Source organism: Paenibacillus sp. ICGEB2008, from assembly GCF_000307675.1.
GTDB lineage: Bacteria > Bacillota > Bacilli > Paenibacillales > Paenibacillaceae > Paenibacillus > Paenibacillus polymyxa.
In genome coordinates this window covers 18881-34811 of the sequence record NZ_AMQU01000013.1, presented here as the reverse complement: position 1 = coordinate 34811, position 15931 = coordinate 18881, and the positions used below count along the sequence as shown (strand labels likewise).

Genomic DNA, 15931 nt, shown 5'->3' with positions numbered 1-15931 from the left:
TTAGGTGATGGTTGATTTGCTGAAATTTGCTGTTTTTTTGAAACCCTATAAAAAGGAAACGATTCTTGGGCCTCTGTTTAAACTAATTGAGGCTATTCTGGAATTGTTGCTGCCTACTATGGTGGCTTTAATGATTAATCATGGCGTTGGTAAGGGAGACACCCATTATGTTTGGCAAATGGGTCTTTTAATGTTGCTCATGACTATACTGGGCTTTGGCAGTTCTCTAGTGTGCCAGTTTTACGCAGCCCGTGCTTCCCAAGGATTCGGAACCACACTGCGCAATACGATGTTTAAGCATATTTCATCGTTTTCTTATGCAGATCTCGATAAATTCGGTACGCCCTCTCTCATCAACCGAATTACGAATGATGTGAATCAGCTGCAAACAGCTGTAGCGATGTTGATTCGTCTGGTTATTCGTGCTCCTTTTATTTGTATCGGGGCGATCATCATGTCCATGATACTGGACTTCCGCCTTGCTTTGGTGCTGTTGGCGGCTACACCCGTTCTGGCTTTGATTCTGTATGTAGTCATTACGAAGGCTTCTCCGCTGTACCAGCTATACCAGAAAAAGCTCGATAAAATCGCTCTGGTGCTAAGCGAAAATCTCACAGGTGTAAGGGTTATCCGTGCATTTGCCAAAAGAGGAGCTGAACGAGTAAAGTTCAATACCGCCTCAGATGACCTGACCCAGACCGCTATTCGTGTCGGCCGTATTTCTGCTCTACTTAGCCCAGCCACCTTACTGGTGGTCAACGGAGCTATTATTGCCATTCTGTGGATCGGCGGTATCCATATCCAATATGGATCTCTTACACAAGGAGAGATTATTGCGTTTATTAATTACATTACGCAGATTTTACTGGCCCTGATTGTGGTGACGAATCTCATTATTCTGTTCACCAAGGCGGCCACTTCAGCCGCGAGAATTCAGGAGGTCCTAGACACGGAAGCTTCGATTTCCGATACTGCCAATTCTGCATCATTCGATCAGGGAAGAACGGGTAAAATCAGCCCAGTACCAGCCATCTCTTTTGATCATGTCTCCTTTGGCTACAATAAGACAGGACAACTGGCACTTAGCGATGTAGTCGTAGACATCTATCCCGGTGAAACGGTTGGAATCATAGGAGGAACAGGCTCGGGAAAATCCACCTTCGTGAATCTGATTCCCCGCTTCTATGATGCAGTAGAAGGTTGTGTACGTGTCGATGGCATCGACGTACGGCATTACAAGCTGGAGCAATTGCGGCAGAAAATCGGGATTGTTCCACAAAAGGCACTGCTGTTCACAGGGTCTATAGCGGATAATATCCGTTGGGGACATGAACATGCCACCAATGAGGAAGTCGCCCGGGCCGTCGCTATCGCGCAAGCGGATGAATTTATTTCTAACTTACCGGAAAAATTCGACGCCCCGATCACGCGAGGTGGACTTAATCTGTCAGGCGGCCAAAAGCAGCGACTTACCATTGCCAGAGCTATTGTAGGCAATCCGGAAATACTGATTTTGGATGATTCCTCAAGCGCACTTGATTTTGCAACTGATGCCGCCCTTCGGAAATCGCTTCGGGAAAATAGCACCCGCATGACTGTCCTGCTGGTCTCACAACGAGTAAGCAGTGTACAGCATGCCGATAAAATCATTGTATTTGATGAAGGCCGGATTGTCGGGATCGGCACACATGATCAGTTGATGAGCAGCTCGGAGGTATATCAGGAAATTAATCGCTCCCAGCTCTCAACGCAGGAGGTAGACCAATGAGTGGCAAGGAAACCTGGAGAAGATTGTTAACCTATGTGGGACAATATAAATCAACAACGTTTTGGGTCATCGTCAGTGCGATTCTCAGCGTGCTCGCCAGTCTGGTCGGACCCTATATGATTGGTCGGGCTATCGACCATATGGTGAATAAGGGAACGGTAGACTTTAGAGGTATTGCACAGATTTTAGCTGGACTAGGCGTTGTATATGTTGTAGGCAGTCTATTTAGTTGGCTGCTCACATATTTGACGAACCGCATTGCTTTTCAGACTGTAAATGATATGCGACGGGAGTTATTCGATCATTTTAATATCCTTCCGTTAAGCTTTCATGACAATCATCCGCAAGGAGATAGTATTAGCCGTTTTGTGAACGATATGGATGCCGTGTCGGATGGCTTATTACAGGGCTTTTCCACCTTGATCACCGGATTGATTACTATTGTTGGTTCGATTGTACTCATGCTGTATATCAGTCCAGTGATGACGCTGGTGGTATTAGTGTCTGCCCCCATCACATATGGCGTTGCACGGTTCATTACTACAAGATCGCAACGTATGTTCCGCGAACAGGCCAAAATTTTAGGAAGTCTGAACGGTTATGTGGAAGAAATGATTGGCGGACAGCGGGTAGTTACTGCCTTTCATTATGAAAATCGCTCGCTTGAGGAATTTTCCGCCCGAAACGAGCAGTTGTATCAAGCCGGAGTTAAATCACAGTTTTACGGATCTTTGTCCAACCCTTCCACCCGATTGGTCAACAACATGACTTTTTCAGTCACCGCTATGATTGGCTGTATTTCGATCATTTTGGGTGGGATTTCGGTAGGCGGTTTATCGAGCTTTCTCATCTACACCAATTTGTTCGCCAAACCTTTTAATGAAATCACGGGGGTGCTGACTCAGTTTCAGGCTGCTACGGCTTCTGCTCAGCGCATATTTGCTATTTTGGATTCGCCGCCGGAGCAACCGGAAAAATCGAACGCCGTACAGCTGGAGCGTAGCAAAGGCACGATTCTGTTTGATCATGTGAAATTTTCCTATAATCCGGAACGGACGCTCATCACGAACTTTAGTTTGGAGGTCAAGCCAGGCACCCGCGTAGCTATTGTCGGTCAGACTGGAGCAGGCAAAACCACACTCGTTAACCTGCTCATGCGCTTTTACGATGTGGACAGCGGTTCGATCTCCATCGATGGGGTGAATATCAACGATATGAGCCGGGACAGCCTACGGACTAACTTTGGTATGGTGCTTCAGGATACATGGCTGTTCAGCGGAACGATTCGGGACAATATCGCTTACGGGAAGCCAGAGGCCACAGACGAAGAAGTTATCGCGGCTGCGACAGCCGCCAATGCGCATAGCTTTATCAAGCGCCTGCCTCATGGTTACGATACGGTCATCAGCGGGTCAGGCGACAGCCTGTCGCAAGGGCAAAAGCAGCTGCTCACCATCGCGAGGGTGATTCTCGTCGATCCACCTATGCTCATTCTGGATGAAGCAACCAGCAGCATAGACACCCTTACAGAAGCCCGTATCCAAAAGGCTTTTATGAAAATGATCGATGGACGCACCAGCTTCGTCATCGCCCACAGACTATCAACCATCCGCGAAGCAGATCTGATTTTATACATGAAAAACGGTGATGTCGTCGAAAGCGGTACCCATGAAGGACTGCTCGCAAGCGGCGGCCATTATGCCTCGCTTTATAACAGCCAGTTCACTACGGCCTAGCATTGCAGTTATGGTAACAGGACGTTACGTTCGTAAAAAACGTTCTCCTTAAAAGTCGGTTGCTCTTATGCAACCGACTTTTTTGTTGTGGCACAGAAAGGAGCTATTGCTTATGTAATTCATATCCCTGCTCCCGTAGCGGTCGGATGATCAATCGGTTCGTCTTCCTGAAAATCACGCCGATACCACCAGCCGATCAGAACAGCAATGGTAGTCATAGCCGCAGCCAGCAAATACACCTGCACCATGCCGAATCGGTCAGCATACCAGCCCATGAATAATAAAGCCAGGCCAAAAGCGAGATTGGTAATTACATCAATCCCTGCCATCACTTTGGGTAGTTGGGCTGCCGGTGCACTGCTTTGTAGCAAGGTGCGGCGAATAATGCCCGCCATTTGAACAGGTAAGCCTGATACAGCAAAAAGAACAAGCGCAGCCACGGGAATGGTATTTAGCGCAAATACAATGGTAATCAGTACATACACCAGCAAAGCTCCGAGCATGTACAAAAAGCTGTTCTTTTGCAACCGTTTAACCAAGCCAACAACAATTAACCCACCCAAAATCGTGCCGGAGAAAAAGGACGCATTCATAAAGCCCCACCAGCTCTCATCACGATGCAACACTTGGCTGACGTACGCCAAAATAAATACACCGAGCCAGGAGACTCCCCCAATACTGTCCACGCTATCGACGATCATCAGAGAACGAATACGGCGGTTGTGCCAAATGATTTTCCAGCCTTCCCCAAGCTCTTTCCAATGGGAGCCTCTTTCCTTTTCCTTTGCGGGTTCTTCCGCATTTGTTGGGGAATTCGAAGCTTCAAGACCTAGGTGCTTCTGATCCAGCGGATCACGAATGAAGGACGTGACAGTTACAGCCACGAGATAACAACAGGAGGCAATTGCAAGCGTATTCAGGGAACCCAGCCAAGCCACAATAATTCCGCTTAATGCCCAGCCTGCACACCTTACCACCTGATCACTGACCGCTACCATGCCGTTGGCACGCATCAGTCCTTCACCCGTAGCCAAACGGGGTACAAGCGCATTACGCGCAGGATTGGTCCAGCCATCTAGGAAAGACATACCGAACACCATTACAAAAATAAACAGAAACGACCTCTGCTCAGGTACGATCCACAAATAAAGCAGCAGCAACGTAAAAATGACGAACTGCCCAAACTGGGAAAATAGAAGAACCTGCGTCAGCCGAAATCGACCGAGCACGATCGGTGCAACAAGCCCACTAAGCACTTGAGCTGACAACCGGAACAACGGGATTAAAATAGTCGTCATTAAGGAATTACTTGAACTGAACACCAACACCACCACACTCAACATATAGATGATATCTGCTGCGTTGGAGATCGTCTGAGACCCCAACAGGTAATAAAAAGAGCGTCTGATCAAAAAAGTTTCCCCCTCTTTGGTACATCGCCAATTTATGTATTTCCATAACCAAACCTCCCCTGTCGATTACAAATCTGTTAAATGTCTGGTTTTTTGTATGTTCTACACGCACCCTTAAATTTCCTTCTTTTATCTTAAAAGGAAATTCAGTGTCCACTATATTCTCATCCCTACTACGTTCTGATTTAACACAAAAAAAGCGTCTATAGCGCTCTTTTCGCTCTATACTGGCGATAAAGATCACTACGACGCTTCTTAAAATGTTTACTTTGTTAAATCTTCCACAAATTTAGGCAGTACAAACGCTGCTTTGTGCAGACGCGGACTGTAATATCGAGTGTCCATCTCTGGAATTTGGTTCTCGTCCACTTCGAGCGGATCATATTTCTTGCTGCCCAATGTAAATGTCCATAGACCGCTTGGATAGGTTGGAATGTTTGCACCATACACACGCACAATCGGGAAAATCTCTTTTACATCTTTGTTGACCTTCTGAATCAGGTCAGCCTTGAACCAAGGATTATCCGTCTGCGCCACGAAAATGCCGTCTTCCTTCAGCGCCTCAAAAATACCTTGGTAAAACCCACGTTCGAACAGCGGCGCTGCCGGACCCACTGGCTCCGTCGAATCGACCATAATCACATCGTATTCATTTTTGTGTTCGATAATATGCATGTAACCATCATTGACCAGCACTTCCACATTAGGCTCGTCCAACTTCCCGGCAATTTCAGGTAAATATTTTTTAGAATATTCAATGACTTTACCGTCGATCTCAACCAATACAGCCTTTTCCACTTCAGGATGCTTGATGACCTCACGGATAACGCCGCCATCGCCGCCACCCACAACCAAAACCTTTTTCGGATTCGGATGTGTATTTAAGGCCGGATGCGCTACCATTTCGTGATATACAAACTCATCCTTAACCGTTGTCATCACCATGCCGTCCAGAACAAGCATATTGCCGAATTCCTCCGTCTCGATCATTGCCAGATCCTGAAAATCTGTTTTCTCAGAGACGTAGGTTTGTTTGATTTTTGCTGTAATGCCGAAAGAGGGAGTCTGCTTCTCCGTAAACCACAAGTCCATCATTCCAACCTTCTTTCTGATCAAAGTATGTGTCCGGCAATCCGGTAGCATAAACATGGACTTTCCCTTATAACTGCAACACGCAAACGCCGAGTTTGCTATATTTATTGTACCAAACACACTTGAATTTCACACTTTTTGCATTATAAGCGATACCTGAATGGACTGCAAAAGCATTTTTAGGGCTTAATCTTGTTTAAAATAGATACGTATGCGCATCTGATGAATAGACGCTTTCGGATTGACTATACTGAGAACATCAACTATGGAAGGAGGTGGCATGATGACCGATACTACCGGGCGGTCCTCCAAGCGTAAACCGCTTTGGCTTCGATGCTTTCAAGGGCTGATGTCTCTCACGATTCTGACGGTCATCGCCGCCTGCATTCTGCTCGCTTATTTGTACACAACCAGTCTTCCACTCGCCGATACAGATCGGAATTCACGTCTGCTCGATAGTCAGGGGCAAGTCATTGCTACCTTCTCTGCCGGAGGCAAGGAATCTATTCCTGTCCAGCTTGATCATATTTCGCCCGATTTAATAGCAGCTACACTGGCTGTGGAAGACCGGAAGTTTTACGATCATTTTGGCTTTGATTTCAAAGGCCTGGGCCGGGCAGTAATCGTTAATTTGACCCGCTGGGATATGTCACAGGGGGCCAGCACGCTGACTCAGCAGCTTGCGCGCAATCTGTACTTATCTCACGAGAAAACCTGGACGCGCAAGGCCAAAGAGGCCATCTATACTGCACAGCTTGAAATGAAGTATTCCAAGGATGAGCTGCTGCAAATGTATTTGAATGAAATTTACTATGGCCATGGGGCCTATGGCATTGAGGCGGCCTCGCAAATGTATTTCGGTAAATCCGCAAAGGATCTGGATTTGGCCGAAAGCGCCCTATTGGCAGGTATTCCGAAAGGACCGACCTACTATTCACCCTATAATCATATGAAAAACGCAAAGGATCGGCAGAAAATTGTACTGGACTCTATGGCACTCATCGGTAAAATTACACCAGCTGAAGCCAGCAAGGCCTATGAGGAAATACTGCCCTTGCGGCCCGAGAGCCAGCGTCGGACAGTGGAAGCAGCTCCCTGGTTTCGCGATTACGTTCGCCAACTAGCGACTCATCAACTTGGGATTAGCGAAGCGGTGCTTGAGCATGGCGGGCTAAGCATTTATACGACGCTGGACATGCACATGCAACAGGCAGCCGAGGCGGCTGTCAATGAGGGCATGAAGAACAGCAACGGACTGGAAACTGCATTAATCTCTATGGACCCGCGTAACGGACATGTCAAGGCTATGGTCGGCGGAACGAACTATGTAGGGAATCAATATAACCATGCGCTAGCCACAACCCGGCAGCCAGGCTCCTCTTTCAAGCCGATCATGTATCTCAGCGCGCTCGATTCCGGTGAATTGACAAGTACGTCTAAGTTCGAAAGCCGACCAACGTTGTTCCACTACGACAACAACCGTAAAACTTATAAGCCCAAAAATTTTGGAGACAAATATTGGGGCGAAATAGATCTGCGGCGCGCCATTGCGGCGTCTGATAATATTTATGCCGTAAGCACCATTTTGCAGGTGGGAGCGGATAAGGTCATGGACCTCGCCAGCAAAATGGGCATTACGAGCGAGCTCAAGCCCGTGCCTTCGCTGGCGCTGGGCGTGTCGCCCGTCAGCCCGTTCGAGATGGCCTCGGCCTTCTCGGTCATCAGCAGCGGCGGGCAAAAGGTGGCTCCGGTAGCGGTGCTGCGCATCACCGATGCGGCCGGACGATCGCTGTACGAAGCACCGCAGGCCGCACCTGTGCAGGTCGTGAAGCCCGCCTCCGCCTATGTCCTCACACGCCTCATGGAAGGCGTGTTTGAAGAAGGCGGCACCGGCAACCGGGTCGCGAAGCTGATCAAACGCCCGGTTGCCGGCAAGAGCGGCACGACCAACACGGACGCATGGATGGTCGGCTTCACCCCCGAGCTATCCACCGCTGTTTGGGTTGGATATGACAAAGGCAAGGCCATCAGCACGCAGGATGCCCGGCGGGCGGCACCGATTTTCGCACAATATACAGAAAAAGCGCTGGAGAATGTGCCGCCCAAAATCTTTCCGATCCCTGACGGCGTAGTCAGCGCCTATATTGATCCGGCCAGCGGCAAGCTGGCTGCGCCGGACAGTCCCGACAAGCGGCTGGAGGTATTCGTTAGCGGTACCGAGCCAAAAGAGACCCTATCGGGGCAGAATAACCCACAGGTATCGGCACCTACTGACCAAGCGGAACGGCAGGCCGAAAAAAAATCCTGGTGGGGCAATTTTAAGCGATGGTGGATGGAGTAATAGCAAAAAAGACTGGAAAACGCCATGGTGCGCTCTCCCAGTCTTTTTTATCTTTACTTCACTTATTTCATTTGCCCATTATAGCTCTCTTGCCAGTGCCATCAGCCATTCCCCAGTTAAGCCCCGTTCTTCCCTAAAGCTGCGCTATTACCAAAAACAACTAAACGACTCAATACGGTTGGTGTCTACACCATAGTAAAACCAAAAACGTCCACTCCACCGAAAACCCGCTACCGATGTTCTGCCTACAAAGACAGGGTACATCCAGAAACGCTCTCCGTTCGTCAGCCATACAAACGTATTGCGGAACAAACAACCGAAAATGGCTCCAGGGTCAACCGCAAATGTTGAAACTAGCGGCTTTGGTGGCGTAAATGGTGGTGGTGGGGAAGTTGGTGCTTGAGCTTGTTGCCCACCTTGCGGACCGAACGGCCCTTGCGGCGGCGGTGAGAAAGGCTGGGGCGAAAAGGGGCCTGGCCCTGGTGGCGGACCTACCGGAGACGGAAACGAATCCTGTATATCAGGAAATTGTGGAATCGAAGGACCTGACGGTGTGAATGGACCCGGGGTACCCGGTTGCGTTCCGAAAGGAACTTGTGGCAGTAAAGACATGTGTTTCACTCCTTGTGTTCTAGGCTGATGTATCCTATGCGGGACATCAGCCCGTGGACTGGGCGAATCCCTATATCACCGCCAAACTCCGTCATTTCGTCCTTTTATACCAAAATTTCCTATATCTCATCCCGATTAACTCCCCGTCTGGACATGCTCCAGCTCAATTTCATGCACCATTTTGATCTCGACTCGTTTCCTAATCTCATCATACTGTTCCAGCAACCGGTGCTCATACCCCAAATGTTCGTTCATCCAACCTATCATAGAGTCATCCTTATGCTCCGTCGACCAGCTAAACAAATCGCTATAGATTTGAGCAAATGATTCCTCGTTACAGCGAGCGAACCGGATTGGCCGAGCTCTATAGCTGAGCTTTAGTTCCAACATTTCATATAACACATCCAAGCGGTACTCCAATGCCTGTACACCTGCTTTGAATACATCGTAGCTTTTTATATCCTGAATAAGCTCTCTAAAGGTCAACCCTACATGCTGCATAGCAATATAAGACCACACACAACTTCCCGTAGCCGTTCCATGAGCCTCCCAAAGCGGATTCCACAAAATAGATCGGATCGTATCCTTCTGCTTTTCTCCAAACAATGCAATTCCAGCAATAATTCCCGCATTACAGTCTACGGAAGCATGCCGCTCTCCCCAATTCACCAATCGCGGAACCATATCCTCTGTAGTACATTTAAAGCTCAGTAGAGGTAAGAATTCATTAAACAGATTTTGATTCACTGCTTTTTCCAATTCAGTCGCCAATCGTTCACGAAACGATTCGCATGGAAGATGTACGAGCCCCAAACAAGCATCCACGGATGCTGCCCCATAGGGCCCTTTTACCCATGCGGTGAGATCAGCCGCAGCTTCCACATAACCCAAATAACCTAACACATGCAGCACACCATCAGGTATATGTTCCGGGGATGCCTGATTTCGAACATAACGCTCATACATATCCTGCGCCAAAGCAACATCTCCGCATCTCATGATCGGCTGAAGAAGTAGCCCCCTGATAAAATGATGAGGATCTTCTACAAAAAGACAATATAACTCCCAGGCATCCTTCACGGTTCCATATTGGGCAACTACATCCGTATAGGCAGAAATGATGCTGGCATCCGGTTTATTGCCTGAACCCAACATATCAATAAGCCTTGCTGTCGCGTCTATCATCTGGTTTCCCCTTCTCAGTTATGCCTATCTTTCTTTATGAAGTACTTCTCTAATCGTGAATATTTCTATTACAAAAGAGAAAAAATGTTATCATCTATAATCCACTCAAGGGAGCTGATCTGATGCAGGATTCTAGTCCAAAAATCACAACGTTTTTCATGTTCCCCGGTCAAGCAGAGGAAGCCATGCAATATTATACCTCTGTATTTAAGCCGTCTGGTATCATGAGCATTTTTCATCAGGAAGATGGGACCGTGTTACATGCCGTATTCAACCTCAAAGGGCAAACCTTTATGGCCATAGACTATAACCATCAGGACAAACACTCTTTTACTCCAGCTCTATCGCTATTCGTCACTTGTGATTCGGAAGAAGAAATTCATCGTGTGTTTGGTCAGCTATCTCAGGAAGGCCGAGTTTTGATGCCCCTTGAAGCCTCGCCCGTAAGCCAACAGTTTGGCTGGGTCGAAGATAAATACGGTGTTTCATGGCAATTGAATTTGGCAAAAGGGTAATCGACCTATTTTACTTAGCAATACACCATCCTGCATCTTTTTTTGGTATTATTACATGTAGTAGGTGCTAATAAAAGGATGTGTATTTATTGTATACTGCCGATTGTGAAAAATGTTTTGGTTTATGCTGTGTCGCCTTGCCTTATGCCAAATCTGCTGATTTTGCCTTTAACAAGGATGGAGGAACTCCCTGTCAACATCTAAATGCGGATTATCGCTGTGACATTCATAAGAACCTGAGGAATAAAGGCTTGCGAGGCTGTACAGTATATGATTGCTTTGGGGCAGGTCAAAGAATTTCCCAAGTTACATACAACGGAAAAAGCTGGCGAGACGACCCGGCAATAGCTGATGAAATGTTCAATCTATTTCCCATCATGCAGCAGCTTTATGAAATGCTCTATTACCTAAATGAAGCCCTCAGCTTACAAGAAACTCACTCCATCTATACCGAGTTACAAGAAGCAATGGCGAAAACCGAGCAGCTTACGGATCAAGATCCAAAATCCCTCATAGATCTTCATGTACCCACCCATAGGGCGCTAGTCAATGATTTACTTGTACAAACAAGTGAGTTAGTGCGAGAAAAATGTAAGAAAAACATGGAGAACCATAAACTGAGTAAAAAAATCAAAAGTAGAGACCTGATCGGGGCCAATTTAAGAGGCGCTAATCTGAGAGGTGCCAACCTGAGAGGCGTTCTACTGATTGCTGCTGACCTGCGAGAAGCTGATTTGAGCATGACTGACCTCATCGGGGCAGACTTTAGAGATGCTGATTTAAGTGGGGCTAATCTGGAGGGAAGTATCTTTCTTACACAAGCGCAATTAAATTCGGCTAAAGGCAATTGTAAGACCAGGCTGCCCTCGTCTCTAAGCGTTCCCAGCCATTGGCTGCATTAGTTTTATTCGTAAGCAACAATACTTACCTAAACGAAAAAGAAGTAGACCGCCCTCGACAAGGTACCGATCTACTTCTGATATTTTAATGTTCACCCCGTAACTTCACTCGTCCGGTGCATATGGCTCTGTGGTGCTTTCCTGATAAAACAGACTTGTTCCTTACATCCATAACGAATAGTAGATCCAGTATCCTCATAATAGCCCATATCTTCGAAATTCGCTGGCTTTGTGGCCTCAATTAGATTCAGCAAATCCTGAGTCTTTCTCAGTATCTCCCCCTATAGCTGGACCACCCGGCCCCTCGTATGCAGTCAATATCCAGCTTTGCCCAGTCGAATTTGTTGCTTTAATTATGTACCCATATACGATTCCCCTAGTCTCCGGCTTAAAGCTGCATACTGCTCTGCGTTGGTGTCTGAAAATGCTTCTTCCCGGTTGGATTGTACATGCTGATACTGTGGAAGGCTTGAAAATTGTGACTCCGTAAAATCTATAATATCCTCACCGATTCGGTTGTAATAATGCCAGCCGCTGTCCAGCCATGTCTTCAAAATATCACCACCAAGCCTGTCCTGAACGACAAGCGCTGTGACACCACATTGTCCGGCGGCAGGATTCTTGGCTGTCCATTTAGAGCTAGACTCCAAAGACCAAGCCTGAAACAACGCCTTTTCTAATTTCAAAATACGGTTTGCATTCAATATACATTTCCCCTTTCACAACCATTCTACATTATCCTAAACTGGACTTACTTATTAAAAGAAAAGACCAACCAAGATCTCCTGGTTAGTCTTCTTCTACATATTTTACCTTTACATTCAAAGAATTTTTTCTATGAGCATGATAGTAGAAAACAAAAATGCTAACTATGCTTTCAAGTGAACTCTTAATACAGGGACATCTGGAGAAGCAGATGGATTATCCAGTATTTCGACATGGCTGATCATATCTTGCCCGTCTGGAACGATTACTGGAGTAATTACAGGTAATCCACCCTGTTGAATTGCATCCAGATCAAATTCCATCAATAATTGCCCTGCTTTAATGCTATCTCCTACTTGGACTTTAGGATTAAATCCCTGTCCTTTGAGGGAAACGGTATTAATGCCGACATGTATCAAAACTTGTACGCCAGATTCATGTTCAATAATGAGAGCGTGTTTGCTTTTCTCCATAACATGAGCAACTTTTCCCGCGAAAGGAGCGGTGACCCTACCCTCAGACGGATGAATAGCGATGCCATCCCCCATAGCTTTTGTCGAGAATGCAGGATCTGGAACCTCTTCCAGGGAAACCACTTTTCCTTTAACCGGCGCTACCATGTCGAATTGTTCAATACGGGGAGCCGCCTTCTTTTTCAACCATTTAAACATAACGATGCCACCTTATTTAGAGATTACATTCATAAACAGCGATAGGAAAAAACTTCATCTTTTTAGGAACCGGTTCCACGAATTAAATAAAAACCGGATTGAAACCGATTTCTATTTGAATTATAGTGAATGCCTTTCCATGATGTCAAGGCGATGATGTTCATAACTTACATGAAAAGGAAGTAGACTACTATTTTATTGTCCGGTACATATTTTATGAGGTCAGAAAACTAACAATTGAAGGCATCATAGAGCTTAAATAGAGATTCCAATTCGGTTCTTCTTACAGGAAAAAGCAGCCTACAGTGGCTGCTTTTCTACAATACTGTTACTTCGTTAACGCTAGGCTTACCCTTCCAGCGCCTGCTTCAATTCCTCAGGCGAAGCGTCCCACCATTCCTGATTATGTGAAATCAGCAGGCTTCTGAGCGCTGCTTTATCTTCGCTGCCGAGATCATCCAGCATGAAACGGCGCTTGAGTGCATAATCCATACGATTAACATGATCGGCAAGAATTTTCCAGCCGCGTTTGGCTTCGTCGTCAATCAGCATCTCGCAGGCCGTCGCGCCACCATACATACGTCCTTCGGGCGTACGGTCCACAGCTACCCATACCAGCCATACCTGGCGTCCGTTCGGTACGTCCTCTTTATTCGTAGAGAACTTGATTCCACGTTCTACTTTACTTTTGGCATGCATGGCACCGACATCAATTTTCGCCTCTCCGCGGTCAATGATGACCGGGGACATGCTGTTCAGGTCGATTGAGCCTGCGCCGAAGCCCTTATGTTTACTCTTGCCACTGACAATATTCAGTGCAATCTGCTTTTTGCCGTCCGGTTGATTTTCACTCATGCGTCACTAGACCTCCAATTTCCGTCTTCACACTCATTCTACACTATAAATATTTTAACTAATAATCTCCCGAAAGCAAACATATACATGCTGTAGATGCTTGTCAACGGGAGGTATCCATTGTATGACCCCAGCACGCACCAAAATCGTTTTATTGTCCACACTAGCCCTCGGACTCCTCGCAGGGACGTTATGGTTTGCCTGGCAACCCCAATCGCAATCCGTCTCTCAGTCCGCAGGCAAACCACTATACGGCTCCGAGTCTGAGTCTGCGCTTGCGCCAAATATGGGCAAGCCTCTAGGGGCCAACATCATGCCCGATCTGCCCAAGAACCCTCCACAGCCCGCTTCGGAAATTCTCAGCAAACGGGTGGTGGAATATCACATTGATGTAGCTCTGGAAAAAGGACGGGTTTTGCGAGGCACTGAGACACTGACCTGGAGGCATCCGGGTAAGAAAACTGTGAATGATCTGTATCTTCATCTATACCCGAATGCCTTCTCTTCCATGGAAACCACCTTTATGAAGGAATCCGGCGGAAAGCTGCGCGGAGACACCATGCCTAAGGACGGCTTTGGCTCCATGACGCTGACCGAACTAAAAACAGAAGACGGTTTATCTCTCATGCACCGCACTCAATATGTACAACCAGATGACGGTAACGCAAGCGACCGTTCGCTCATAAAGGTGCGTCTACCCAAACCGGTACGGGGTGGCGAAGAAATCACACTATATATGAAGTTTGAAGTCAAACTGCCTGGCATTTTTGCTCGTATGGGTGCGACAGATGATTTTGTAATGGCTGGACAGTGGTTTCCAAAGCTCAGCGTCTATGAGACTGCAGGACAACGTGGACGCGCCGAAGAGGGCTGGAACCTCCATCAGTACCATGGCAACTCCGAGTTCTATGCCGACTTTGGAATTTACAGTATACGGATTCGGGTGCCTGAAACACACATCGTAGCAGCGACCGGTTTTCCCACCCGTGGTGCAGTACGACAGAACGGCCAGAAAATATATCAATTTTATGCCGATGATGTACACGATTTTGCCTGGTCTGCTTCACCCAACTTTGTAGCCGTAGAAGAACCCTTCTCTTCTACTGAGGTTCCTGGTGTCAAAATCAAGCTCTATCTGGACCCGTCCCATAAGGAACTCAAAGGACGTTACATGAGCGCAGCCAAGGCTGCCCTTTCGTACTACAGCAAATGGTACGGGCCTTATCCATATTCCACTCTATCCATCGTCGTTCCACCCAAAACAGGCAGTGGAGCCGGCGGCATGGAATATCCGACACTCATCACGGCCGCAGCTGCGGACCAACTGAATCCTGGCTATAATCTGGAACGGACGCTGGTTCATGAAATTGGGCATCAATATTTCTACGGAATGGTAGCCAACAATGAATTTGAGGAGCCTTGGCTGGATGAAGGCTTCACCTCCTATGCAGAGGAACGGCTCATGGAACAAGAGTATGGGCTTACCCCCAACTTGCCATTACAATCGGGACAGGTAGCTTCCCCACAGCCGCTAAACCGTGAGTCCTGGAAGTATGGATCGGCAGCTGAGTATGCGCAAAATGCCTATTCACGAGGTAAATTAGTACTACGAGGTATTGAGCGTCAGGTGGGTATGAAAAAAATGGACCGGATTATGCGGACCTACGTCCAGACTTATCGATTCAAGCATCCGACCTCACAGGATTTTCAACATGTCGTGGAGAGAGTGACCGGACGATCATGGAGCCACTATTTTGAACAATATGTATATGACGGCCAGATGGCGGACTTTTCAGTCGATCGCATCATGAACCACAAGCTGGAGAATGGATACGAAGCAGTCGTGACGCTCAGCAAAAAAGGAGCAGATTATCCCAAAATACCTGTTCAATTTACCTTCAAGGATGGCTCAACGATATTCAAGGCATGGGATGGTGCGGGCAAAAGTACAACTTTCCGACTCAAAAGCGCTTCCCCCGTGTCCTATGTGACTGTAGATCCTCTATACACTATTGCACTGGAGAACAAGCATATTAATAATAGCCTGAAGGCTGAATTGGATGAAAAACAACAAACCCGTTGGAGTGTAAGTGTAACCAAGCTGTTGGAGACACTGCTTGGAAGTCTGTCATGGTGAGGT

General features: G+C 47.1%; 13 protein-coding genes. 6 read left to right on the top strand and 7 right to left on the bottom strand.

All coding sequences use genetic code 11. The annotated features are described in order from the left end of the window. Nucleotides 1-16: 16 nt before the first annotated feature. Nucleotides 17-1768, top strand: coding sequence for an ABC transporter ATP-binding protein (locus C400_RS0112975; RefSeq protein WP_017427234.1), 1752 nt, complete (start codon nt 17-19; stop codon nt 1766-1768). After that, nucleotides 1765-3504, top strand: coding sequence for an ABC transporter ATP-binding protein (locus C400_RS0112970; RefSeq protein ID WP_017427233.1), 1740 nt, complete (start codon nt 1765-1767; stop codon nt 3502-3504). Before C400_RS0112975 ends, C400_RS0112970 begins: the two co-directional genes overlap by 4 nt. A 119-nt stretch (nt 3505-3623) precedes the next feature. On the opposite strand, the gene C400_RS0112965 is transcribed toward C400_RS0112970, so the two are convergent. Both C400_RS0112965 and speE read right to left on the bottom strand, forming a co-directional pair. Continuing rightward, the gene (locus C400_RS0112965) at nt 3624-4916 is read right to left on the bottom strand and encodes an MFS transporter (protein ID WP_016818558.1); all 1293 of its coding nucleotides are present in this window, start codon (nt 4914-4916) and stop codon (nt 3624-3626) included. A gap of 264 nt (nt 4917-5180) precedes the next feature. Then, entirely contained in the window at nt 5181-6008 is an 828-nt protein-coding gene (gene speE / locus C400_RS0112960) for a polyamine aminopropyltransferase (protein ID WP_017427232.1), read from the bottom strand. Nucleotides 6009-6291: 283 nt separating this feature from the next. Here speE and C400_RS0112955 point away from each other — a divergent pair, with 283 nt between their 5' ends. Continuing rightward, on the top strand, nt 6292-8349 hold the full coding sequence (locus tag C400_RS0112955) for a transglycosylase domain-containing protein (protein ID WP_017427231.1): 2058 nt from the start codon (nt 6292-6294) through the stop codon (nt 8347-8349). 147 nt (nt 8350-8496) lie between these two features. Here C400_RS0112955 and C400_RS27815 read toward each other — a convergent pair whose 3' ends face one another. Then, on the bottom strand, nt 8497-8961 hold the full coding sequence (locus C400_RS27815; protein ID WP_162835286.1) for a transporter: 465 nt from the start codon (nt 8959-8961) through the stop codon (nt 8497-8499). Nucleotides 8962-9096: 135 nt separating this feature from the next. Then, entirely contained in the window at nt 9097-10146 is a 1050-nt protein-coding gene (locus tag C400_RS0112945) for a hypothetical protein (RefSeq protein WP_017427229.1), read from the bottom strand. 122 nt (nt 10147-10268) lie between these two features. Here C400_RS0112945 and C400_RS0112940 point away from each other — a divergent pair, with 122 nt between their 5' ends. Together C400_RS0112940 and C400_RS0112935 are read left to right on the top strand one after the other, a co-directional pair. Continuing rightward, nucleotides 10269-10661 (top strand): VOC family protein, encoded by a 393-nt coding sequence (locus C400_RS0112940; protein ID WP_016818553.1) that lies wholly within the window; start codon nt 10269-10271, stop codon nt 10659-10661. A gap of 89 nt (nt 10662-10750) precedes the next feature. Next, entirely contained in the window at nt 10751-11563 is an 813-nt protein-coding gene (locus C400_RS0112935) for a pentapeptide repeat-containing protein (protein WP_016818552.1), read from the top strand. A 350-nt stretch (nt 11564-11913) separates the two neighbouring features. Here the strand turns inward: C400_RS0112935 and C400_RS0112930 are convergent, their stop codons facing one another. The 3 genes from C400_RS0112930 to C400_RS0112920 all read right to left on the bottom strand — a co-directional run bounded on the left by C400_RS0112930 (nt 11914) and on the right by C400_RS0112920 (nt 13791). Beyond that, nucleotides 11914-12264: a YunG family protein gene (locus tag C400_RS0112930; RefSeq protein WP_016818551.1), complete on the bottom strand. Its 351-nt coding sequence runs from the start codon at nt 12262-12264 to the stop codon at nt 11914-11916. Between the two features lie 165 nt (nt 12265-12429). Then, nucleotides 12430-12936, bottom strand: a complete 507-nt coding sequence (locus tag C400_RS0112925; RefSeq protein ID WP_016818550.1) for a PTS sugar transporter subunit IIA — start codon at nt 12934-12936, stop codon at nt 12430-12432. A 348-nt stretch (nt 12937-13284) separates the two neighbouring features. Continuing rightward, entirely contained in the window at nt 13285-13791 is a 507-nt protein-coding gene (locus C400_RS0112920) for a YwhD family protein (protein WP_016818549.1), read from the bottom strand. Nucleotides 13792-13915: 124 nt separating this feature from the next. On the opposite strand from C400_RS0112920, the gene C400_RS0112915 reads away from it, so the two are divergent. Beyond that, entirely contained in the window at nt 13916-15928 is a 2013-nt protein-coding gene (locus tag C400_RS0112915; protein WP_017427228.1) for a M1 family metallopeptidase, read from the top strand. Nucleotides 15929-15931 lie beyond the last annotated feature (3 nt).